The organism is Pseudomonas sp. B1(2018) (genome assembly GCF_003097365.1).
Lineage (GTDB): Bacteria > Pseudomonadota > Gammaproteobacteria > Pseudomonadales > Pseudomonadaceae > Aquipseudomonas > Aquipseudomonas laurylsulfatiphila.
The window spans coordinates 61,653-84,962 of record NZ_PYUK01000023.1 but is presented as its reverse complement, the minus strand read 5'-3'; the positions used below and the strand labels follow the sequence as shown (position 1 = coordinate 84,962).

17 protein-coding genes are annotated in these 23,310 nt (G+C 61.0%); 7 read left to right on the top strand and 10 right to left on the bottom strand.

The features are described from left to right. Positions 1 to 45: 45 nt before the first annotated feature. The 4 genes from C9422_RS27635 to C9422_RS27620 all read left to right on the top strand — a co-directional run bounded on the left by C9422_RS27635 (position 46) and on the right by C9422_RS27620 (position 2,956). Positions 46 to 294 (top strand): hypothetical protein, encoded by a 249-nt coding sequence (locus tag C9422_RS27635; RefSeq protein WP_007971509.1) that lies wholly within the window; start codon positions 46 to 48, stop codon positions 292 to 294. Between the two features lie 2 nt (positions 295 to 296). Further along, positions 297 to 1,121: a mechanosensitive ion channel domain-containing protein gene (locus C9422_RS27630; protein ID WP_007916401.1), complete on the top strand. Its 825-nt coding sequence runs from the start codon at positions 297 to 299 to the stop codon at positions 1,119 to 1,121. Positions 1,122 to 1,211: 90 nt separating this feature from the next. After that, the gene (gene sigX / locus C9422_RS27625) at positions 1,212 to 1,802 is read left to right on the top strand and encodes an RNA polymerase sigma factor SigX (RefSeq protein WP_075949123.1); all 591 of its coding nucleotides are present in this window, start codon (positions 1,212 to 1,214) and stop codon (positions 1,800 to 1,802) included. A gap of 107 nt (positions 1,803 to 1,909) precedes the next feature. Next, a complete protein-coding gene (locus C9422_RS27620; RefSeq protein ID WP_007971503.1) occupies positions 1,910 to 2,956 on the top strand; it encodes an OmpA family protein in 1,047 nt (348 codons plus the stop codon). A 103-nt stretch (positions 2,957 to 3,059) separates the two neighbouring features. Here C9422_RS27620 and cobA read toward each other — a convergent pair whose 3' ends face one another. The 8 genes from cobA to C9422_RS27580 all read right to left on the bottom strand — a co-directional run bounded on the left by cobA (position 3,060) and on the right by C9422_RS27580 (position 14,617). Beyond that, positions 3,060 to 3,827, bottom strand: coding sequence for a uroporphyrinogen-III C-methyltransferase (gene cobA, locus C9422_RS27615; protein ID WP_116582870.1), 768 nt, complete (start codon positions 3,825 to 3,827; stop codon positions 3,060 to 3,062). A 10-nt stretch (positions 3,828 to 3,837) separates the two neighbouring features. Next, entirely contained in the window at positions 3,838 to 6,555 is a 2,718-nt protein-coding gene (locus C9422_RS27610; RefSeq protein WP_116582869.1) for a nitrate reductase, read from the bottom strand. Next, the gene (gene nirD / locus C9422_RS27605) at positions 6,555 to 6,872 is read right to left on the bottom strand and encodes a nitrite reductase small subunit NirD (RefSeq protein WP_007971500.1); all 318 of its coding nucleotides are present in this window, start codon (positions 6,870 to 6,872) and stop codon (positions 6,555 to 6,557) included. Before nirD ends, C9422_RS27610 begins: the two co-directional genes overlap by 1 nt. Next, positions 6,869 to 9,337, bottom strand: coding sequence for a nitrite reductase large subunit NirB (nirB, locus tag C9422_RS27600; RefSeq protein ID WP_116582868.1), 2,469 nt, complete (start codon positions 9,335 to 9,337; stop codon positions 6,869 to 6,871). The genes nirD and nirB overlap by 4 nt, the downstream gene beginning before the upstream one ends. A 290-nt stretch (positions 9,338 to 9,627) precedes the next feature. Next, positions 9,628 to 11,295 carry a bifunctional protein-serine/threonine kinase/phosphatase gene (locus C9422_RS27595; RefSeq protein ID WP_116582867.1) on the bottom strand — a complete coding sequence of 556 codons (1,668 nt, stop codon included), beginning with the start codon at positions 11,293 to 11,295 and terminating at the stop codon, positions 9,628 to 9,630. A 7-nt stretch (positions 11,296 to 11,302) separates the two neighbouring features. Continuing rightward, positions 11,303 to 12,514 carry a NarK/NasA family nitrate transporter gene (locus C9422_RS27590; RefSeq protein WP_116582866.1) on the bottom strand — a complete coding sequence of 404 codons (1,212 nt, stop codon included), beginning with the start codon at positions 12,512 to 12,514 and terminating at the stop codon, positions 11,303 to 11,305. A gap of 300 nt (positions 12,515 to 12,814) precedes the next feature. Beyond that, entirely contained in the window at positions 12,815 to 13,390 is a 576-nt protein-coding gene (locus tag C9422_RS27585) for an ANTAR domain-containing response regulator (RefSeq protein ID WP_015096057.1), read from the bottom strand. Between the two features lie 15 nt (positions 13,391 to 13,405). Next, positions 13,406 to 14,617, bottom strand: coding sequence for a CmpA/NrtA family ABC transporter substrate-binding protein (locus tag C9422_RS27580; RefSeq protein ID WP_116582865.1), 1,212 nt, complete (start codon positions 14,615 to 14,617; stop codon positions 13,406 to 13,408). A 228-nt stretch (positions 14,618 to 14,845) separates the two neighbouring features. Between C9422_RS27580 and C9422_RS27575 the strand changes: the two genes are divergently transcribed. Further along, on the top strand, positions 14,846 to 15,865 hold the full coding sequence (locus C9422_RS27575; protein ID WP_007971491.1) for a quinone-dependent dihydroorotate dehydrogenase: 1,020 nt from the start codon (positions 14,846 to 14,848) through the stop codon (positions 15,863 to 15,865). Positions 15,866 to 16,087: 222 nt separating this feature from the next. On the opposite strand, the gene rmf is transcribed toward C9422_RS27575, so the two are convergent. Beyond that, positions 16,088 to 16,303 (bottom strand): ribosome modulation factor, encoded by a 216-nt coding sequence (rmf, locus tag C9422_RS27570; protein ID WP_003223300.1) that lies wholly within the window; start codon positions 16,301 to 16,303, stop codon positions 16,088 to 16,090. A gap of 530 nt (positions 16,304 to 16,833) precedes the next feature. Between rmf and rlmKL the strand changes: the two genes are divergently transcribed. Both rlmKL and C9422_RS27555 read left to right on the top strand, forming a co-directional pair. Beyond that, entirely contained in the window at positions 16,834 to 19,104 is a 2,271-nt protein-coding gene (rlmKL, locus tag C9422_RS27560) for a bifunctional 23S rRNA (guanine(2069)-N(7))-methyltransferase RlmK/23S rRNA (guanine(2445)-N(2))-methyltransferase RlmL (RefSeq protein ID WP_104449763.1), read from the top strand. A 194-nt stretch (positions 19,105 to 19,298) separates the two neighbouring features. After that, positions 19,299 to 21,698 carry a diguanylate cyclase gene (locus tag C9422_RS27555; protein ID WP_116582864.1) on the top strand — a complete coding sequence of 800 codons (2,400 nt, stop codon included), beginning with the start codon at positions 19,299 to 19,301 and terminating at the stop codon, positions 21,696 to 21,698. Positions 21,699 to 21,835: 137 nt separating this feature from the next. Here C9422_RS27555 and dacB read toward each other — a convergent pair whose 3' ends face one another. Then, on the bottom strand, positions 21,836 to 23,296 hold the full coding sequence (gene dacB, locus C9422_RS27550) for a D-alanyl-D-alanine carboxypeptidase/D-alanyl-D-alanine-endopeptidase (protein ID WP_116582863.1): 1,461 nt from the start codon (positions 23,294 to 23,296) through the stop codon (positions 21,836 to 21,838). Between the last annotated feature and the right edge of the window lie 14 nt (positions 23,297 to 23,310).

The following is a 23,310-nucleotide window of genomic DNA, read 5'->3' as shown; positions in this document are numbered from 1 at the left end:
GACCAAAACTGACCGCGTCTCCCACAGACATCACGAGAGGTGCGTATGCACGATCCGTTTGAACAGTCTTTGCGCGACATGCTCAACGCCTCACCGTCCACCCGGGACGACGATGCGTGTCTGGGGCGTGTACTGAAAACCGCCAACCGCCAGGTCGGCGCCGGTGATTTGTTCAGTCTGCTGGGGCGCTGGTTGCCCGCACTGATGATTGCCCTGAATAACGGATCGGCCCATGTCTCGCCGGTATCCCGTCTTCGTAAACCTGCTGCCCGCACTGCTGATAAGGCTGATTGAATATGGAACTTGATCTCTGGACACAGAGCCTCGTCACTGCAATGACTGCGTTGTGGACCAAGGTTGCGAACTTCATTCCAAACCTGTTCGGCGCACTGGTTGTGCTGCTGTTGGGTTTTGTCGTGGCCAAACTGCTGGACACCCTGCTTTCCAAATTGCTCGCCAAACTGGGCCTGGACCGCTTGATGGGCGGCACCGGCCTGACCAAGCTGATGTCCCGCGCCGGCCTGCAGGTTCCCATTTCGACCCTGATCGGCAAGATCGTCTATTGGTTCGTTCTGCTTATTTTTCTGGTTTCTGCCGCAGAATCCCTTGGACTTGAGCGAGTATCAGCTACGCTGGATATGCTTGCGCTGTATTTGCCGAAGGTATTCGGCGCGGCGCTGGTGTTGCTGGTAGGTGTCTTGCTGGCGCAACTGGCCAACGGGCTGGTGCGCGGAGCGGCAGAAGGCGTGGGTCTGGACTATGCTTCAGGGCTTGGACGAATTGCCCAGGGCCTGGTGATCATCATCAGTATTTCGGTGGCGATCAGCCAGTTGGAGGTCAAGACCGACCTGCTGAACCACGTGATCGTGATTGTGCTGATAACCGTTGGTCTGGCGGTAGCGCTGGCCATGGGGTTGGGAAGCCGGGAAATTGCCGGCCAGATTCTTGCGGGAATCTACGTGCGTGAGCTGTACCAGGTTGGGCAACAAGTGCGTGTTGGCGAGGTCGAAGGCCAGATCGAAGAGATCGGCACGGTTAAAACCACATTGCTGACCGATGAGGGTGAGCTAGTCTCTCTTTCCAATCGGATCCTCCTCGAGCAGCATGTGAGTAGCCGCTAACCCGGCAAACCCTGCTAATGTATGCCGCCGCAAAATTCCAGCTGACGCTGGCTGCGGAGGATATTGACCTGACTGTCGGCCCGACTTGTTTTGAATAAAGCTCAATCGCTATCCATGCGCTACGACCCCCGCGAGCTCTCTGATGAGGAGTTGGTCGCGCGCTCGCATACCGAGCTGTTTCACGTAACACGCGCCTACGAAGAACTGATGCGGCGTTACCAGCGAACATTATTTAATGTGTGTGCAAGATATCTCGGGAACGATCGCGATGCAGACGATGTCTGTCAGGAGGTCATGCTGAAGGTGCTGTATGGTCTGAAGAACTTCGAGGGCAAATCGAAGTTCAAGACATGGCTATATAGCATCACGTACAACGAGTGCATCACACAGTATCGAAAGGAACGGCGAAAGCGTCGCTTGATGGACGCATTGAGTCTTGACCCCCTCGAGGAGGCGTCCGAAGAAAAGGCGCCGAAACCCGAAGAAAAGGGTGGACTTGATCGCTGGTTAGTGTATGTGAACCCGATTGACCGGGAAATTCTGGTGCTACGTTTTGTCGCAGAGCTGGAGTTTCAGGAGATCGCAGACATCATGCATATGGGTTTGAGTGCAACAAAAATGCGGTACAAACGCGCTCTAGATAAATTGCGTGAGAAATTTGCAGGCATTGCTGAAACTTAGTTCAGCGCAAATATCTCTTACGTGTAGGCAAGTTCTGTTAGACTTGCCGCCGAGTTGTCCCCCGGTTTGCGGGACTGCTTCACAATCACCAGATGGGGATTTAACGGATGAAACTGAAAAACACCTTGGGCTTGGCCATTGGTACTCTTATTGCCGCTACTTCGTTCGGCGCATTGGCACAAGGCCAAGGCGCAGTTGAAGGCGAGCTCAACTACGGGAAGAAGTACAACGACAGCGTTAACAACGTTGAAGACGGCTACACTCCTGGCGCCTCCATCGGTTACTTCTTGACCGACGACGTATCGTTGAACTTCACCTACAACAACGATGACTACACCCGTTCGAACAACAACACCGGCAACCAGAAGATCGAGGGCGACCAGTTCGGTCTGAACGCTCAGTACCACTTCAACAACGCTGGCGACGCTCTGCGTCCTTACGTTCAAGGTGGTGTCAAGCACGGCAGCATGACCAACGTAGCCGCTGACGGCCACACCGGTCGTGACCAGTCGACTTTCCTGACTGCTGGCGCTGGCCTGAAGTACTACTTCCTCGAAAACGTCTACGCTCGTGCTGGCGTAGAAGCTGACTACAAGCTGGACAACGGCCGTTGGGACTACATCCCGTCCGTAGGTCTGGGTGTGAACTTCGGTGGCGGCAACAAGCCTGCTGCTGCTCCGGTTCCAGCACCAGAAGTCTGCTCCGACAGCGACAACGACGGCGTTTGCGACAACGTCGACAAGTGCCCGGACACCCCGGCCAACGTAACTGTTGACGCTGATGGCTGCCCAGCTGTTGCTGAAGTCGTTCGTGTAGAGCTGGACGTGAAGTTCGACTTCGACAAGTCGGTAGTCAAGCCAAACAGCTACGGCGACATCAAGAACCTGGCTGACTTCATGAAGCAGTACCCATCCACCACCACTACTGTTGAAGGTCACACTGACTCCGTCGGTCCTGACGCTTACAACCAGAAACTGTCCGAGCGTCGTGCAAACGCCGTTAAGCAAGTTCTGACCAACCAGTACGGTGTTGAATCGTCCCGCGTTCAGTCCGTTGGCTACGGCGAATCCCGCCCAGTTGCTGACAACAAAACTGAAGCTGGTCGCGCTGTTAACCGTCGCGTAGAAGCGCAGGTTGAAGCTCAAGCTAAGTAATTAGCCCACAGCTCCGAGGAAAGCCCGGCTCAAGCCGGGCTTTTCTTTGTCTGTGATTTGGGTTTTTGCGTTGTTTCCAAAGGATCGCAGCCTGCGGCAGCTCCTACAGGGATAAATGCCGAACCCGTGCAGGAGCTGTCGAAGGCTGCGATCTTTTGATCTCATCACAGGCCGCCACAGCACCGATCACCAGGATCGCCGGACTTTTCAACTGGAAGCTATGGGCATCGTCCTCCATGGCTGTCAGGTCGCTCCAACATTCCCGCTGGTGCGGCAGGGAAGCATTTTCGATCATTGCCACGGGCGTATCGGCCGCCATTCCACCGGCCAGCAGTTGCTCACGGATCTCGCTGAGCTTCGCCACCCCCATGTAGATCACCAATGTCGTGCCACCTTGGGCCAGCGCTTGCCAGTTCAGGCTGCTGTCATCCTGAGTGTGGGCGGTCACCAGCGTTACCCCTCGTGCCACGCCGCGCAGGGTCAAAGGAATATCGCATTGCGTCGCGCCCGCGAGGCCGGCGGTGATGCCATTGACCAGCTCAACCTCGACACCACGCTCGCGCAACCACTGCGCTTCTTCACCGCCACGCCCGAAGATGCACGGGTCGCCACCCTTGAGGCGCACCACGCATTTGCCCTGACGGGCATACCGCAGCATCAGGCGATGGATAAAGGCTTGCGGCGTTGAACGACAGCCGCCGCGCTTGCCCACCGGAATTATCCGCGCGCCGGGGCAGTGCTCCAGCACCGCGACGTTGACCAGATCGTCGATCAGCACGACATCCGCCTCTCTCAACGCCCGAACAGCTTTGAGGGTCAGTAATTCAGGATCACCGGGACCTGCACCCACCAGCCAGACTTTTGCGCTCATAGTGTTTTCCTCACGAGATGGCGGCTTGCGGCTGCGCGGTGGCGGCCAACAAACGCTTGATTTCCGGGACGCAGGAGCCGCATTGCGTGCCGCAACCCAATTCTTGTTTCAAGCCCGACAAGTCCAGGCCGCGGCGGATGCCGGCGCAGACCGCGTCGTGGCTGACGTTTTTGCAGTTGCACAGGGTTTTGTTACCGATCGCTTCGGCGTCAACCTGGCCCGGCGGGGCACTCAAGGGCGCGAGCAGCCAGCGCCGTAGCTGTTCATCGGCGCGACCTTCGAGCCAGAGGTTTTGCAGCCAGTGCCGGGCGAGGGTTTCACCTGCCAGGCGGATCGCGGTGATCCGGCCGTTCTCGATTCGCACCCGCTTGCCGATGGAGCGTCGTGGATCGTCGTAGGCCAGCACCGGTCCATCGTTCAGCCCCAGGCATTGATCGATATCGCGCAGCAGTTGCGGATCTGGCGCCGTGGCGCTGGCAGCGCGTATCAGCAGCGCAGGGCGCTCACGACCGGTCAGGCTGAGGCTGACGTAGGAAAACGTCTCGCAGAGGGGGCGTAGAGTCTCAAAGTGTTGTTGGACATCGCCCTCTATCAGAGCGAAAAGGTGCCAAGGCAATTGCACCGGTTCCAGGCGCACGCCGCTGTGTTTGAGCTCCGGTTGTTTCGACAACGGATCGAAGGCGGGCAGGGTGAGGCTGTTCACGCCCCCCTTGAGAAAACGGTCACCAAAATGCATTGGCAGGAAGGCTTGGCCCGGACGCACGCTGTCGTCACTGGCGACCGGCACGATCACCGCGCCACGGCGGCTTTTCAGGCTGATCAAATCACCCGTTTGCAGGCGATGCCTGCGCAGCTCATCCGGGTGCAGGCTCAACACGGCTTCACTGACATGGCCGAACAACTGCGCGGCGGTGCCGGTGCGGCTCATGCCGTGCCACTGATCGCGCAGACGACCGGTGATCAGTGTCAGCGGGAAGCGGGCATCCCGTTGTTCCTTGGCGGCGCGATACGGATCGGCCACGAACTGCGCGCGTCCGCTGGAGGTCGGGAAAATGCCGTCGAGATAGAGGCGCGCGGTGCCTGCGCTGGACCCTGCAGGAAAGGGCCATTGCTGCGGGCCGATGGAGTCGATCAATTCGTGGCTGATCCCGGACAAATCCAGATCCCGACCCCGCGTCAGCTGTTTGTATTCGTCGAAGACCTGCGCCGGGGTGTCAAAGGCAAACAGGCTGGTGGCTTCCGGGCGCAGATGTTTTTCCAGGCGCCGTGCGAAATCCACCGTGATCGTCCAGTCCGGACGCGCTTCACCCGGTGCGACGATCGCGCGGCGGACGTGGGAAATACGCCGTTCGGAGTTGGTCACCGTGCCGTCCTTTTCACCCCAACTGGCGGCGGGCAACAACAGGTCGGCAAACCTGGCGGTTTCAGTGGTGCGAAAGGCCTCCTGCAGGACCACGAACGGGCAGGCCTCCAGCGCCGCGCGCACGGCCGCCTGATCGGGAAGAGACTGAGCGGGGTTGGTGCAGGCGATCCACAAGGCTTTGATCTTGCCGCTGCCCAGTTGCTCAAACAACTCGATGGCAGTCAGCCCCGGGGGTTCAGGCAGTTGATCAACACCCCAGTAGGCGGCCACGTCGGCACGGTGCTCAGGGTTGGCGGCGTCACGATGGCCCGGCAGCAGGTTGGACAGGCTGCCGGTCTCCCGCCCGCCCATGGCATTGGGCTGACCGGTCAAGGAGAACGGACCTGCACCCGGACGGCCAATCTGCCCGGTGGCCAGGTGCAGATTGATCAGTGCACTGTTTTTCGCGCTGCCGGCGGTGGACTGATTCAACCCCATGCACCACAACGACAGGAAAGACGGTGACGTACCGATCCACTCGGCACATTGTTGCAATTGCCCGACGCTGATTCCGCAGAGCTGCGACACCATCTGCGGCGTGTAATCGCGCACCAGTTTCTTCAGCTCGGGCAAGCCTTCGGTATGGTCCTTGATGAAGTCACGGTCGATCCAGTCTTCCCACAGCAGCAGATGCAAAATCCCATGGAACAGGGCGACATCGGTGCCGGGCAAAATCGCCAGGTGCAGGTCAGCCAGATCGCAGGTGTCCGTCCGACGTGGGTCAATGACGATGACTTTCATCTGCGGTCGACGGGATTTGGCTTCTTCCAGTCGGCGAAACAGTACCGGGTGGGCGTAGGCCATGTTACTGCCGACGATCATCACGCAATCGCTCAATTCCAGGTCTTCATAGCTGCATGGCGGAGCGTCGGCGCCCAGGCTGCGCTTGTAGCCGACCACCGCCGACGACATGCACAGCCGTGAATTGCTGTCGATGTTGTTGGTGCCCACCAGCGCCCGAGCCAGTTTGTTGAAGGCGTAGTAGTCCTCGGTCAGCAGTTGCCCGGAAATGTAGAACGCCACGCTGTCCGGGCCATGTTCTGCAATGGTTTGGGCGAAAATGCTGGCGGCGTGATCAAGCGCGGTATCCCAGTCGGTGCGGCTGCGGGCCAGGCCTTTGCCCAGGCGCAGTTCCGGGTACAGCGCCCTTGCCGTCAAGTCGCCGGTCAAATGCAGGGTTGATCCCTTGCTGCACAACTTGCCGAAATTGGCCGGGTGTGCCGGATCGCCGCTGACGCCGAGGATGCGCTCGCCGTCATGCTCGATCAGCACGCCGCAGCCGACCCCGCAATAGCAGCAGGTGGACGCGGTGATCTGGCGGTCCATCAGCCTGCGTCCCGCAGGGCCAACATCACGCGGCCATTTTCGACCCGCGCCGGATGGTGGTGGGCGCAGCCGACGTCCGGGGCCAGGGCTTCGCCGCTTTCCAGGTCGATTTGCCAGTTGTGCAGTGGGCAGGCCACGCGTTTGCCGTAGATCAAACCTTGGGACAGCGGTCCGCCCTTGTGCGGGCAACGGTCGTCGAGGGCGAACACTTCATCGTCGCTGGTACGAAAAATCGCGATGTCGCCTTTAGGGCCGGCAACGATTCGCGAGCCCAGGGCATTGATTTCATCCAGTGCGCAGATATCCAGCCAGTTCATGCCAGCACCTCCAGGTTTTTCACGGGGATGACGTCGAATTCTTTTTTCAGTTGCGGCTGTTCCAGGCGTTCCTTCCACGGGTCCTGTTCAAACGACAGGGAAAACTGCAGGCGATCGTTGAGCGCCTTGCGCCGCTCCGGGTCTTCCAGCACGGCTTTCTTGATGTGGTCCATGCCGACCCGTTGCAGGTAGTGCACGGTGCGTTCGAGGTAAAAGGCTTCTTCGCGATAGAGCTGCAGGAATGCGCCGTTGTATTCGCGGACTTCTTCGGCGGTTTTCAGTTTGACGAAGAATTCCGCGACTTCGGTCTTGATCCCGCCGTTGCCGCCGATGTACATCTCCCAGCCGGAATCGACGCCGATGATGCCTACGTCCTTGATGCCCGCTTCCGAACAGTTGCGCGGGCAACCGGAGACAGCCAGTTTCACTTTGTGCGGCGACCACATGTTGAACAGGTCATGTTCCAGTTCAATGCCCAACTGCGTGGAGTTCTGCGTGCCAAAGCGGCAGAACTCGCTGCCGACGCAGGTCTTCACGGTGCGGATGGATTTGCCGTAGGCATGGCCGGACGGCATGTCGAGGTCTTTCCAGACGCCCGGCAAGTCCTGCTTCTTGATCCCCAGCAAGTCGATGCGCTGGCCGCCGGTGACCTTGACCATCGGCACGTTGTACTTGTCGGCAACGTCGGCAATGCGCCGCAGTTCCGAAGGATTGGTCACGCCGCCCCACATCCGCGGGACGACCGAGTAGGTGCCGTCTTTCTGAATGTTGGCGTGGGCGCGTTCGTTGATCAGGCGCGATTGCGGATCATCCTTGGCTTCCCCCGGCCAGGTGGAAATCAGGTAGTAGTTGAGCGCCGGCCGGCAAGTGGCGCAGCCGTTGGGTGTACGCCAGTTCAGGTAGCTCAGGGTGCCGGCGATGGTCAGCAGGTGCTGCTCGCGGATGGCCTGGCGGATTTGTCCGTGGTTGAGGTCGCTGCAACCGCAGATGGCCTTTTCGCTTTTCGGTTTGACGTCGGCGGCGCCGCCCACGGTGTTGATCAGGATCTGTTCCACCAGGCCCGCGCACGAACCGCAGGAGCTGGCAGCTTTGGTGTGTTTCTTCACTTCGTCGACGCTGAACAGCCCGTGTTCCTGAATGGCCTTGACGATGGTGCCTTTGCACACGCCGTTGCAGCCGCAGACTTCGGCCGTGTCGGCCATGCTCATGGCCTTGTCCTGGCCCTGGTGCCCTACGTCGCCCAAAGCCTGCTCCATAGATGAAGAGCCGCCGAACATCAGGTGATCGCGGATCTGCCGGATGTCGTGATTCTCACGGATCTGCCGGAAGTACCAGCCGCCATCGGCTGTATCGCCATACAGGCAGGCGCCGACCAGTACGTCGTCCTTGATCACCAGTTTCTTGTAGACCCCGCCAATCGGGTCGGAGAGGGTGATGGTCTCGGTACCTTCACCGCCCATGAAGTCGCCAGCGGAAAACAGATCGATGCCGGTAACCTTCAGCTTGGTCGAGGTCACCGACCCCTTGTAGGTGGCAAAACCCAGTTGGGCGAGGTGGTTGGCGCAGACTTTGGCCTGTTCGAACAGCGGCGCCACCAAGCCATAGGCGATGCCGCGGTGGCTGGCGCACTCGCCGATGGCGTAGATCCGCGGGTCATAGGTTTGCAGGGTGTCGTTGACCAGAATCCCGCGGTTGCACGGAATGCCGGATTTCTCCGCCAGTTCGGTATTGGGGCGAATGCCGGCGGCCATCACCACCAGGTCAGCGGGGATGATGTCGCCGTTCTTGAATTGCACCGAGCCGACCCGGCCATTGCCCGCGTCGTGCAAAGCCTGGGTTTGCTCGCACAGACGGAAATGCAGGCCGCGAGACTCCAGGGCGGTTTGCAGCAGCTGGCCGCTGGTCTTGTCCAGTTGCCGCTCCAGCAGCCACTCGCCGATATGCACCACGGTGACGTGCATGCCCCGCAGCATCAGGCCGTTGGCGGCCTCCAGGCCGAGCAGACCGCCGCCGATCACCACGGCGTGCCGGTAGGTTTTCGCGGTGTCGATCATGGCCTGGGTATCGGCGATGTCGCGGTAGCCGATCACGCCTTCGAGGGTGTTGCCGGGAATGGGCAGGATGAAAGGCGTCGAGCCGGTGGCGATCAGCAGGCGATCGTATTCGGCTTCACTGCCGTCTTCGGCAATGACCCGGCGCTTGACCCGGTCGATCTCCACCACTTTGCGGTTGAGCAGCAGTTTGATGTTGTTGTCCAGGTACCAGTCCAGGTCGTTGAGCACGATCTCTTCGAAGGTCTGTTCGCCCGCCAGCACCGGCGACAACAGGATACGGTTGTAGTTGGTGTGCGGTTCGGCGCCGAAGACCGTGATGTCGTACAGCTCTGTGCTCAGCTTGAGCAGTTCTTCCAGGGTCCGGACCCCGGCCATGCCGTTGCCGATCATCACCAGTTTTAGTTTTTTCATCAGGTTCTCCGGGGAGTCCAGGCCTGCCTCATCAGGGTTCAGGCCGTGCTCGACAAATTTTGCGCAAACAAAAAAAGGCGTCCCGCTAGTTGCCTAGCGAGGACGCCTTTGTCCTGGTCCCGTTCTCTCGGGAAGTGCAGTCTTCGTCGTTGAAGCCTGCGCTTTATGTCTGTTGAAAGGGGTAATGCAGTGGTTGTGCCAAGTCGCTCAGGTCCCGTGTTTGTTGGCGTTCTTCCCGTTCGCAAGGGCTGGATGGCGAGGGAATGCACCGATTCAAGGCGCGTCGCCCGCTAATGGAGCGCCACCACCAGCAGCACCAGGTTGAGCAGCAGCGATACCAGCGCCAATGTCCGCCAGACTTTCAGCGGCTCGCGCTCCAGCAAGGGTTTGGGGCGCACGCTCAAACTGCGGCGTTCGCCTTGCTCGATCAACAGCAGCCATTCTTCCGCCGTTTCGAAACGCTGTTCGGGGGCCGCCGCAACGGCGCGTTCCAGGTGATGGGCGATCCAGTCCGGCAGGTCGGGCCTGTAGCGGCTGGCGTTGACCGGGAGACCAAACCTCGGACGCTGGAACGCTTCGATTTCGCCATAGGGATAGTGCCCGGTGAGCAGGAAATACAAGGTCACACCAACGGCATACAGGTCCTGCTGTGGTGTCGGCACTTCGCCGCGAAAGGCTTCCGGCGCGATGTAACTGGGTGTGCCCGGCAGAGCCCAGGGCAGGTCTTGCGAGAGACCGGGGCAGTAGGCGAGTCCGAAATCCAGCAGGCGCAGTTCACCGTCGTCCCCCAGCAACAGGTTTTCCGGTTTGATATCGCGATGCAGAATCTGTCGTCGATGCAGCAGGCCGACCGCTCGCAGCAAGCGTTCGGCGATGTCTTGCCACTGGGGCAGCGGCAACGGTCCGCTTTGCTCATGCCGTTGCGCCAGGGTAGCGCCCGAATATTCGCGCATCACGTAGTACAAATGCTGACGCTGACTGGCGGCATGCACTTCAGGAAAATGCCGACCGGCCACGCGTTTGAGAAACCACTCTTCCGACAGCAACGCTTGCCCGGCCTGGTGATCGTCGTGCAGGCGCCCCGGCAGGGTTTTCAGCAGCCAGGGTCGTTGCTGAGTGTCGCGCACGCGATAAAGCAGCGATTGCTGGCTTTGTGCGACGATCCCTTCGACCTGCCAGCCCTCGAACGTCTGACCCGGTTTCAGGGCGGGCGGAAGTGGCCATTGCTGCAAGTGCATCAATGCATCGCCAATGCTCGCTTCGCCGAGGGCGTCGACCCGCACCAGCAAGGCGCTGGCGTTGTCCTGGCTGCCTGCCAGGTGTGCGGCATTGACCAGGGTTTGCGCAGCGCTGTGCAAGTCCGGTTGATCACGCAGGATCGCCGCAATGGCGGTATCGCCCAGGACCGCCCAGATGCCGTCGCTGAGCAGGACGAAGCTTTCATCGAGGCGCAGTTCACCGTCGAGAAAATCCAGCACCAGATGTTGATCGAGGCCCAGCGCCCGTTTCAGCACATGCTGCATGCCCGGCTGGTCCCAGACGTGATCCTCGCTGATTCGCTGCAATCGGTCGGCGTGCCAGCGATACACCCGGCAATCGCCGACATGGGCCAGGGTAAAACGCCGGCCACGCAGGACCAGCGCACTGAGGGTGGTCAGCAGCGGTTGTCCGCCGCCGTTGGCCTGCAACCAGCGGTTTTGCGCCAGCAACAGGCGATCCAGTGCCTGCGCCACGCTCCAGGTTTCCGGCGTGGCGTAGTAATCCAGTGCCAGGGCCTGCAGCGTCGAACGGGCCGCCAGGCCGCCATCGGCGCACTGACTGACACCATCGGCGATGGCGAACAGGTAGCCTTTGCTCGCCGCCAGCGCCGGGGCCGGCGTGACCAGGCGCAGGGCATCCTGATTCTCTTCGCGCGGACCGATGGCGCTGGCTTCGGCGAAACTCAGTTGCAGGCTCATCGAGGCGTCAGACTCGCGCAGCCGTCACGGCCGCCGAACCCCAGGTGGTTCTCCAGCGCCGTTTCACGCCGTGCAGGCCGAACCACGCCAGAATGCCGAGGCTGGCGAACAACCACAGGGCCAGTTGATAGCTGCCGGTGCTCTGTTTGATCGCACCCATGCCGGCCGCGAGGGCAAAACCACCGATGCCGCCGGCCATGCCGATCAGGCCGGTCATCACACCGATTTCCCGACGAAACCGCTGCGGCACCAACTGGAACACCGCGCCATTGCCGGCACCCAGGCCGAGCATGGTGCAGACGAAAAGTGCGAGTGCGGCGTAGGAATTCGGCAGGTTGAAACCGACCGCGGTAATGCAGATCGCCGCGACGGTGTACATCGCCAACAGGGTTCGAATGCCTCCGAACCGGTCAGCCAGTGCGCCGCCCAAGGGGCGCATCAGGCTGCCGCCGAACACGCAGGCCGCCGTGTAGTAACCGGCCGTCACCGGACTCAGGCCGTACTGGTCGTTGAAATAGCCGGGCAGGGCGCTGGCCAGGCCGATGAAGCCACCGAACGTCACGCTGTAGAAAAACATGAACCACCAGCTGTCACGATCGCCCAGGGCCTTGAAGTAGTCGGCCATGGATTTGGCTTTTGGTCGCTCGGGGGCGTTTTTCGCCAGCCAGGCAAAGACGATCAGGGTCAGGATCAGCGGAATCAGGGCGAAACCGAACACGTTGCTCCAGCCAAACGCCGCCGCCAGTACCGGGGCGATCAAGGCGGCGAATACCGTACCCGAGTTGCCGGCGCCGGCGATGCCCATGGCCTTGCCTTGATGCTGCGGCGGATACCACTGCGAGGCGAGGGGCAGGGCAACGGCAAAGGACGCGCCGGCCATGCCGAGGAACAGACCCAGCAGCAGCGCTTGCTCGTAGCTGTGGATGCCGAGCTTCCAGGCGCCGAACAGTGCGCAGATCACGATGACCTGACCGACCAGGCCGGCGGTTTTGGGCGACAGGCGATCAGCCAGCATCCCCATGACAAAACGCAAGACCGCCCCGGCCAGAATCGGCGTGGCCACCACCAGCCCGCGTTGCTGTGTCGTCAGGTGCAGGTCGGCGGCGATCTGTACCGCCAGAGGGCCGAGCAGGTACCAGACCATGAAGCTCAGGTCGAAGTAGAGGAAGGCTGCGAACAATGTGGGGGTATGGCCGGATTTCCAGAAGCTTGAATTCATTGCGCACCTCAGCTGTGAAGAGTCTCGAAAGGAGTCATGAGCTTGCAGGTGGGGCGCCGCTACGGCCGCTCCACCGGCCCCGTGCTGTGGGGCCAAAACGAAAAAACGCCGCCACCCGATCCGCCAAGGGCAAATGAGGTGAGCGACGTCTTTGTCGTAGGTGGGGCAACCGCCGTTGGTTACCTGTGGTGATTGCTTTGCCAGATCTGTGCCACATTGGAAAAGATCGCAGCCTTCGGCAGCTCCTACAGGGAATGTGTGCTCCTGTAGGAGCTGCCGAAGGCTGCGATCTTTTATTGCTCAACCCAACAATTCACTCATGGCAATAATCTGTTCCGCCACTTGAATCAGCTTCTGCTGGCGGCTCATCGCCTGGCGGCGCATCAGTGTGTAGGCCTCTTCTTCGTTACAGTCCTTCATTTTCATCAACAGCCCTTTGGCCAGCTCGATGCGCTTGCGCTCGGCCAGTTGTTGGTCGCGGGCCTGCAACTGGGCACGCAAGGCCTGATCGCTTTCGAAGCGTGCCATGGCCACATCGAGAATTGGCTGCAGGCGCTGGGCGTGAATGCCTTCGACGATGTAGGCACTGACCCCGGACTTGATCGCCTGGCGCATCACATCGGGGTCATGTTCGTCGGTGAACATCACAATCGGTCGCGGCTGGTCGCGAGTGACTAGCACCACTTGTTCCATGACATCGCGGCCGGGTGACTCGGTATCGATCAGAATCACGTCCGGACGCACCGTTTCGACGCGTTCGGGCAAGTCGATGGTCAGGCCGGACTCATCGATCACTTCGAAACCGGCCTCGGTGAGGGCGGCCTTCAGGCGTCCGACTTTTTTCGCGGTGTCGTTGATCAGCAGGATACGCAGCATGTTCGTCGTCTCCTGTCAGCGGCTGGCGGATCGGTGCGAGCTGTCGCTCATGGCGTGCAGTTTGAAACTGCGGGCATAACCGGCCGGGTCCGAACCGTCCCAGATCTTGCCGTCGATCAATTGACTGCTGCGCATCTCCTTGCCCGGTGCCGCGACGCCTACGGCGCTGGCCGCTTCACGATACAACTGCAGTTGATGGACTTGGCGGGCCACGGCGAGGTAATCCGGGTCATCGCGCAACAAGCCCCAGCGACGGAACTGGGTCATGAACCACATGCCGTCGGACAGGTACGGCAGATTGACCTCGCCTTCACCATGGAAGCGCAGGGCATGCGGGTCTTGCCAGCGATTGCCCAGGCCATCGACATAGTCGCCTAGCAGGCGCGGCTCGATGCATTCCAGCGGCGCATCGAGGTATTGCGCGGCACTGAGCAATTGCGCGGTGCTGCGACGATTTTCACGGCTTTCTTCGATGAAGCGGCTGGCTTCCAGCACCGCCATCACCAACACCCGCGCGGTATTGGGGTATTGCTCGACGAACGCACGGGTGCAACCGAGGACCTTTTCCGGGTGATCGGGCCAGAGGGTCTGGGTCGTGGCCAGGGTGAAACCGAGGTCCTGTTGCACGGCGCTGGCGGACCAGGGTTCGCCGACACAGAACCCGTCAATGCGCCCGGCCCGCAGGTGGGCGACCATTTGCGGCGGCGGCACCACCACGCTGTCGACATCCAGCAGCGGGTGTATACCCTGGCTGGCCAGCCAGTAATACAACCACATGGCGTGGGTGCCGGTAGGAAACGTCTGGGCGAAGGTGAGTTTTGGGCGAGTTTGGTGCACGTGCCGATCCAATGCCTCAGGACTGGTCACCCCAAGCGCCTGCAAGCCGCGGGACAGATTGATGCTCTGGCCGTTTTGATTCAGGCCCATCAACACCGCCATGTCGGTCGCGGCCACGCCACCGATGCCCAGGTGAACGGCGTAAATCAGGCCGTAGAGGCTGTGGGCGGCATCGAGTTCGCCGCTCACCAGTTTGTCCCGCAGGTTGGCCCAGGACGTTTGGCGCTTGAGGTTCAGGGTCAAGCCATAGGGTTGGGCGAAGCCCTGGGTGGCGGCGACCACCACCGAGGCGCAGTCGCTCAGGGCCATGAAGCCGAGATTGATTTCGGTTTTTTCCGGGGCATCGCTGCCATTGACCCAGGCCAGTGGGCCGGCTGACGGTTCGTTCATCGCGCGTTCACCTTGCAAAAAAAACGTCGTCCCGGGTCCGTGCAGGGGCAGGCCGGGGACGACGCCATTGTCTTTGCACCCATTCCGACGCTGGCGTGGGTGCTGGTGCCCGGAAGGGTGCAAGGCATATGCCATTAACCGCTGATTTGAACACGCGCCTCGCGTGCCACCCCGTAGCCCGGCTATAATCGCCGCCTCAATTCGCCGCCAATCGAGTCAAATCCGCCCATGTACACCCTGGCCCGTCAGCTGTTGTTCAAACTCTCCCCGGAAACCTCCCACGATCTGTCCCTGGACCTGATCGGCGCGGGCGGGCGTCTTGGACTCAACGGCTTGCTGTGCAAGGCTCCGGCGAAGAAGCCGGTGAATGTGATGGGCCTGGACTTCCCGAACCCGGTGGGCCTGGCCGCCGGTCTGGACAAGAACGGCGCGGCTATCGATGGATTCGCCCAACTGGGTTTCGGTTTTGTCGAAATCGGCACCATCACCCCGCGTCCGCAGCCGGGCAATCCCAAGCCTCGCCTGTTCCGTTTGCCGGAAGCCGAGGCGATCATCAATCGCATGGGCTTCAACAACCTCGGCGTCGATCACCTGCTGGCCCGCGTGGCGGCGGCCAAATACAAAGGCGTGCTGGGCATCAATATCGGCAAGAACTTCGATACGCCGGTCGAGCGTGCCGTGGACGACTACCTGATCTGCCTGGACAAAGTGTACGCCCACGCCAGCTATGTGACGGTCAACGTCAGTTCGCCGAATACGCCGGGCCTGCGCAGCCTGCAATTCGGCGACTCGCTCAAGCAGTTGCTGGCCGATCTGGCCGAGCGCCGCGCGGAGCTGGCCTTGCGTCATGGCAAGCATGTACCGCTGGCGATCAAGATCGCGCCGGACATGAGCGATGAAGAAACCGCACAGGTTGCACAAGCGCTGATCGAAACCGGAATGGATGCGGTCATCGCCACCAACACCACCCTGAGCCGCGTCGGCGTCGAAGGCATGGAGCATGGCGACGAGGCCGGTGGTCTGTCCGGCGCACCGGTTCGCGACAAGAGTACCCACACCGTGAAAGTGCTGGCATCTGAGCTGGGTGGTCGCCTGCCGATCATCGCTGCCGGCGGCATTACCGAAGGCAAGCACGCCGCAGAGAAAATCACCGCGGGCGCAAGCCTGGTGCAGATCTATTCGGGCTTCATCTACAAGGGCCCGGCGCTGATTCGCGAGTCCGTAGACGCCATCGCCGCCCTGAGATAAACCCGGCCCCTGTAGGAGCTGCCGAAGGCTGCGATCTTTTGATTTTGATTTTTCAAGATCAAAAGATCGCAGCCTTCGGCAGCTCCTACAGGGGAAAATTGCGTTCATAAAAAAGGGCCCCTTTAAAGGAGCCCCTGGGCCGCAGCCCGCCGTCCGGATGGGACGTGCGTGGTTAATTCAGTACAAAATCAGATTGTCGTGTCGGAGTGTTGTGCCCTGTAATTAGCCGACGGCGTGAAGTTCGTTGAGTCTGTGGATTCCCGCAGTGCCGGTCATACCGTCCCAGTTGTCGCCGCGTCCTTCTCGCCAGCCGTTGATCCAGGCTTGGCGTACCGACGGTAGAGTAAATGGGCAAAGCTCACGGGATTTGCCACCAACGCCATATTGATATCCGCGCAAAAATGCTCTTTCCAACGGATCACGCTTAAGTCTTCTCATAGGGTGTTGCCCTCACTTGTTGACTGTATTTATCGCGTCGACCTCTATTGAGGTCAGGCAGAAAAACTCTGCCGTTGGGGGCTCGTTGCCGGCGTGACGAGCCAAGGTGTTGGCGTCATTGCGGCGCCAACCTGAGTTGAGTTCTAACCAATGCGTCACATCGAGGGAATGATCGTTTTGTCATAAGGACGTAACCATTCATGTGTTAAGGCCATAAGTAACAGAGTGTTTGTAGCGTATTTATTAGCCAAACCCCGGTATGATCGGCTCTGCGCTGGATGATGGGCTTAATCCTTTAGTGAGAATGGCTCCCGTTGCCGGGAGGCACTATTCGACGAAGGGTCGACTTATGACATTTCATTGCATCAACTTTTTTATCTGTCCTTGCATCTAAGCTCATTTAACCCGAGCAGCAGGGGTGGAACGGCACACCTTCGTGCCACGCGGGCGCTCTTCGAGAAAAGCGCCTGATTGAAAACCGGACCGGCAATGCGTTGCCCGGTCACTCAGCTAAAGGTTCTGGAATTCCCATGTCCGATCGATTCGAACTCTTCCTCACTTGCCCAAAAGGCCTTGAAGGCCTGCTCATCGAGGAAGCCGTCGGGCTTGGCCTTGAGGAAGCGCGGGAGCACACCTCTGCCGTGCGCGGCATGGCCACCATGGAAACCGCTTATCGCCTGTGCCTGTGGTCACGCCTGGCCAACCGCGTGCTGCTGGTGCTCAAGCGTTTCCCGATGAAGGACGCCGAAGACCTGTACCACGGCGTGCTGGACATCGAGTGGCAAGACCACATGCTCAATGACGGCACCCTGGCCGTCGAATTCAGCGGCCATGGCTCGGGTATCGACAACACCCACTTCGGCGCACTGAAGGTCAAGGACGCCATCGTCGACAAACTGCGCACCCCGCAAGGCGACCGTCCGTCCATCGACAAGCTCAACCCGGACCTGCGCATTCACCTGCGCCTGGACCGTGGCGAAGCCATTCTGTCCCTCGACCTGTCCGGCCACAGCCTGCACCAGCGCGGCTATCGCCTGCAGCAGGGTGCGGCACCGCTGAAGGAAAACCTCGCGGCCGCCATCCTCATCCGTTCCGGCTGGCCACGTATCGCGGCCGAAGGCGGCGCGCTGGCCGACCCGATGTGCGGTGTCGGTACGTTCCTGGTGGAAGCGGCGATGATCGCCGCCGACATCGCGCCGAACCTGCGCCGCGAGCAATGGGGCTTCACTGCCTGGCTCGGTCACGTCCCGGCGTTGTGGAAAAAACTCCACGAAGAAGCGTCCGAGCGCGCCGCGGCCGGCCTGGCCAGGACACCGCTGTGGATCCGTGGCTACGAAGCCGATCCGCGGCTGATTCAACCGGGGCGCAACAACGTCGAGCGGGCCGGCCTGAGCGAGTGGATCAAGATCTACCAGGGTGAAGTCGCGACGTTCGAGCCGCGCCCGGACCAGAACCAGAAAGGCCTGGTGATCTGCAACCCTCCGTACGGCGAGCGTCTGGGCGACGAGGCGAGCCTGCTCTACCTCTACCAGAACCTCGGCGAACGCCTGCGCCAGGCCTGCCTGAACTGGGAAGCGGCGGTGTTCACCGGCGCGCCGGACCTGGGCAAGCGCATGGGCATCCGCAGCCACAAGCAGTATTCGTTCTGGAACGGCGCCTTGCCGTGCAAGCTGCTGCTGATCAAGGTGCTGCCCGATCAGTTCGTCACCGGCGAGCGTCGTACGCCGGAACAGCGCCAGGTCGAGCGTGAGCAAGCCGCCTACGATCAGACGCCGAACGAACCGCAAGAACGCAAGTTCAATAAAAACGGCAACCCGATCAAACCGACTCCGGCACCGGCTCCGGTGGTCGAGCAGCCGCGCCTGAGCGAAGGCGGGCAGATGTTCGCCAACCGCCTGCAAAAGAACCTCAAGGCCCTGGGCAAGTGGGTCAAGCGTGAGGGTATCGACTGCTACCGCGTGTACGATGCCGACATGCCGGAATATTCCATGGCCATTGACCTGTATCACGACTGGGTCCATGTTCAGGAGTACGCCGCGCCGAAATCCATCGATCCGGAAAAAGCGTCGGCCCGCATGTTCGATGCCCTGGCAGCCATCCCGCAGGCGCTGAACATCGACAAGAACCGTGTGGTGGTCAAGCGCCGCGAGCGTCAGAGCGGCACCAAACAGTACGAGCGCCAGGCGGCGCAGGGCAAATTTGTCGAGGTGAATGAAGGCGGTGTGAAGTTGCTGGTGAACCTCACCGACTACCTCGACACCGGTCTGTTCCTCGACCATCGGCCGATGCGCATGCGTATCCAGAAAGAGGCAGCCGGCAAACGCTTCCTCAATCTGTTCTGCTACACCGCAACGGCCAGTGTGCATGCGGCCAAGGGCGGCGCGCGCAGCACCACCAGTGTCGACCTGTCGAAGACTTATCTGGACTGGGCGCGTCGCAACCTGTCGCTGAACGGTTTTTCCGACAAGAACCGCCTGGAGCAGGGCGATGTGATGGCGTGGCTCGAAGCCAGTCGTGACGAGTACGACCTGATCTTCATCGACCCGCCGACGTTCTCCAACTCCAAACGCATGGAAGGCGTGTTCGACGTGCAGCGCGACCAGGTGCAACTGATCGACCTGGCCATGGCGCGCCTGGCACCCGGTGGCGTGTTGTATTTCTCCAACAACTTCCGCAAGTTCGAACTGGAGGCCAATCTCGGCGAGCGTTATGCGGTCGAGGACATCACTGCCCAGACCCTCGATCCGGATTTTGCGCGCAACGCCAAGATCCATCGTGCCTGGAAAATCATGGCACGCTAAATAGCTGTGTAGGAGCGAGCCTGCTCGCGATGGTCGATAACGATAACGCGAGCTTTCTGAAAGCACGCGGTGTTCTTGAGTCCATCGCGAGCAGGCTCGCTCCTACAGGGTGCTGGTCAAATTAGTGGCTAATAGCTATAACTCCACTCAGGGCCAAAGGGCTTTCCCGCACCTGGCGTTTTGAGTTGCGTTTTATGTCGTTGCACGCCGTGCGCCCCAAGATCCTGGGTTTTATCAGCGAAGATGCCTCGGCCTGGCTGGTCGCGCTGCTGGTTTTGTTGATCGGCGGGGTGCTCACCGGCTTGCTGGCGTGGTCGACGCTGAATCTGTTTCACCATCAATTGCGGCAACGCTTTCAACTGCTGGCCAGTGAGCGTTACAGCCGTATCGAAGAACGTTTCGAAGATCAGGAGCAGCGCCTCGATGGCCTGCGCCGGTTTTTCGCCAATTCCGGTTCAGTGTCCCGAGCGGAATTCGACGGCTACACCCAACCTTTGCTGCTGCGAACCCAGGCGTATTCCTATGCCCAACGGGTCACCCGTGACGAGCGGGCGGCGTTCGAGCGACGGGTGCGAGACGAGGGCCTGAACAGCTTCACCCTGAGAGAGCTCAACGCCGACGGCCAATTGCAACTGGCCGGCGAGCGCGATGAGTACGTGGCAGTGCTGTATAGCCAGACGCAAAGCAAACTCGGTTCACCCCTCGGCTACGACTTGCTGGCTCAGCCGTTGCGGCGTGCCACGCTCGAGCGGGCCGATCGGCGTGGCGGCATGGCGGTGTCGCAACCGATGCATCTGGTGAGTATCGAACCGGCCTATGCGCGCGGCGTGCTGCTGGTCGCGCCGGTCACGCAGCGCAGCGGACAGGACGACAAAGGCACGAAGCCCTACGGTTATGTCATGGCCGTGATCAGCATGCGCCAATTGCTGGCGGACGGATTGCCGGAAGCAAGTCGCGACTATCTCTCGGTACGCATCCTCGATTTGTCGACCGACGACCAGCACGAAGTGCTGTTCGAGTCGCCCAACCCGCCAGCCGTCAGCGAGTTGTCGGCCACGCGCCTGTTGCGCATGGCCGACCATGACTATCAGGTCGATATCCAGCCCTCCGACGCGTTCGTGCAGGCCAACCATTCCTCCGTGACCAGTCTGGTCGTGTTGGGTGGTTTGCTCAGCCTGTTGCTCAGTGCCTTGCTCTATGTGCTGGTCAGTCAGCGGCAACGGGCGTTGAGACTGGTCGATCAGCGTACCCAGGAGCTGCGCGATCGAGAGCAGGAGCTGCGTGGCACCCATGGTCAGTTGCGTGGCGTGCTGAATGCCGCCACCCAGGTTGCGATCATCGCCACCGACCTGCGCGGCGTCATCAGCACTTTCAACGCCGGTGCCGAGCAGATGCTCGGCTATAGCAGTGCCGAAGTGGTCGGCCATATGACCCTGGAGAACCTGCACCTGCCCCGGGAGCTGGCCGGTCGTTCGGCCGAGTTGAGCGCGCGCTATGGCAAGCCGGTGCCGACCTGCCAGGCGATGCTGGTGGAAGGCGACGTGGAGGGCGGTCACGAGGCGCGGGAGTGGACCCTGGTGCGCGGCGATGGCAGCCATCTGATGGTCAACATGCTGGCCACGCCGGTGCTCGACGAGCAAGGCCTGTGGGTCGGGCACCTGGCGGTGTGCATCGACATCACCGAACGCAAGCGGGTCCATGAAGCGCTCGCGGCGCGGGACCTGCTGTTGAAAAAACTCAGCGCCCACGTGCCCGGTGGGATCTATCAGTTCAAGATGGAATTCGACGGGCGCTTCAGCGTGATCTATGCCAGCGACGGCATTCGCGATATCTACGAGCTGGAACCCGACGTACTGCTGCTCAATGCCGAAGCGATCTTCACCCGGATTCACCCCCAGGACACGACCCGTGTCCGCGCCTCGATCCGCGCCTCGGCCGAAACCCTCAGCCCCTGGCGCGAGGAGTACCGCGTGCAACTGCCGCAACGCGGGGTGCGTTGGGTGCGCGGCGAAGCCACTCCCGAGGAGCTGCCCGGTGGCGGCGTGCTCTGGCACGGCTACATCTCGGACATTTCCGATATGAAGCGGGTGGAAGAAGAATTGCGCGCGTTGTCGGTCACCGATTCCCTGACCGGTATCCATAACCGGCGTTATTTCCAGGAGCGCCTGACCACCGAAATGGCCCGGGTGGAGCGGGGCGGTGGGGATTTGTCGGTGATCATGCTCGACATCGACCATTTCAAGCGCATCAATGACCTGCATGGCCACGCCATCGGTGACCGGGTGTTGCAGGCAGTGTGCGAACGGATCGGCCACCGGCTGCGTCGCACCGATGTGTTCTGTCGCCTGGGCGGCGAGGAGTTCATGGTGTTGTGCCCGGACATCGGCGGGGAACATGCGTATGTGTTGGCCCAGCAGTTGTGGCAGAGCCTGCGCAGTTCACCCATTGAAGGCGTCGGTACGGTCACCGCCAGTTTCGGAATTGCCAGTTGGCGGACCGGGGAGGGCGCCGATGCCTTGCTGTTGCGCGCGGACTCGGGGGTTTATGCGGCGAAACAGGCAGGGCGAGACCGGGTAGAAGAGGAGATGAATTAACCCGGGTTGTACGCTGACCCTGTAGGAGCGAGCCTGCTCGCGATGGTCGATAACGATAACGCGGGCATACTGAATGTACGCGGCGCTCTCGAATCCATCGCGAGCAGGCTCGCTCCTACAAGGGGCAGAGCTGTGCTTTACAACACCGAAGCCGTCTGCGGCGCTTTCGGTTGGCGGTACAGGTCGAGCAGCACCTGATCGAGCACCGACGAGGCACCGAACGGGGCCTTGTCGTTGAGGATCGCCACCACCGCCCAGGTGTTGCCGTTGACGTCGCGACTGAAGCCGGCAATCGCCCGTACGGTGTTCAGCGTGCCGGTCTTGACGTGGGCTTCGCCGCGCATCGCCGTGGTCTTCAGGCGCTTGCGCATGGTGCCGTCGGTGCCGGCAATCGGCATCGAACTGATGTACTCGGCGGCATACGGGCTGTGCCACGCCGCTTCGAGCATCGAAGCCATTTCCCGGGCGCTGACGCGCTCGGCGCGGGACAGGCCGGAGCCGTTCTCCATCACCAGGTGCGGCGCGGTGATGCCCTTTTTCGCCAGCCACTGACGCACGACACGCTGGGCAGCCTTGGCGTCGTCACCATCGGCATCGGTGCGGAAACGTTGGCCCAGGCTCAGGAACAACTGCTGGGCCATGGTGTTGTTACTGTACTTGTTGATGTCGCGGATGATTTCCGCCAGGTCCGGCGAGAACGCCCGGGCCAGAACCTTGGCGTCTTTAGGGGTTGGCGCCAGCACATCCCTGCCCTGGATGCTGCCACCCAGTTCCTTCCAGATCGCGCGGACGGCGCCGGCGGTGTAGGTCGCGTGGTCGAGCAGCGACAGGTAAGTCTGCGAGCTGCAGCCTTCACCCAATTGACCGCCGACGGTAACGGTCACGGTGCCATCGGCTTGCGCCACCGGGTTGTAACGCACGCCACCGGTGCATTGCTTGGAATTGAGGGCCTTGACCTGGTTGTCGATGCGGATGCTCGCAATCGGCGGTTCCACCGAGACCAGGACCTTGCCCGAGTCATTACGCGCAACGAAGCGCAGCGCCTTGAGGTTGACCAGCAGCGAGTCGGGCTTGACCAGGAACGGCTTGTTCTCGTCGTTGCCGTCGTCATTGAACTCCGGCAGTTGCGGCTGCACGAAGAAGGTTTTATCCAGCACCAGGTCGCCGGTGACCTGGGTGACACCGTTGGCACGCAGGTCACGCATCAACAGCCAGAGTTTTTCCATGTTCAGCTTCGGATCGCCGCCACCCTTGAGGTAGAGGTTGCCATTGAGGATGCCGCCACTGAGGGTGCCGTCGGTGTAGAACTCGGTTTTCCACTGGTGGTTCGGGCCGAGCATTTCCAGGGCCGCGTAGGTGGTGACCAGTTTCATGGTCGACGCCGGGTTGACCGACACGTCGGCGTTGAACACCGTCGGGGTGCCGGGGCCGGTGAGCGGGATCATCACCAGCGACAGGGCGTTGTCCTGCAGCTTGCCGGCTTTCAGGGCTTTTTCAACGTTGGGCGACAGCGCAGTATTGACCGGAGCTGCAGAAACGGGGAGGGCCAGGGGGAGAAGAAAACCGGCCAACAGCAATGGACGCAAAGATTTGATCATCTGAAATAAAACCC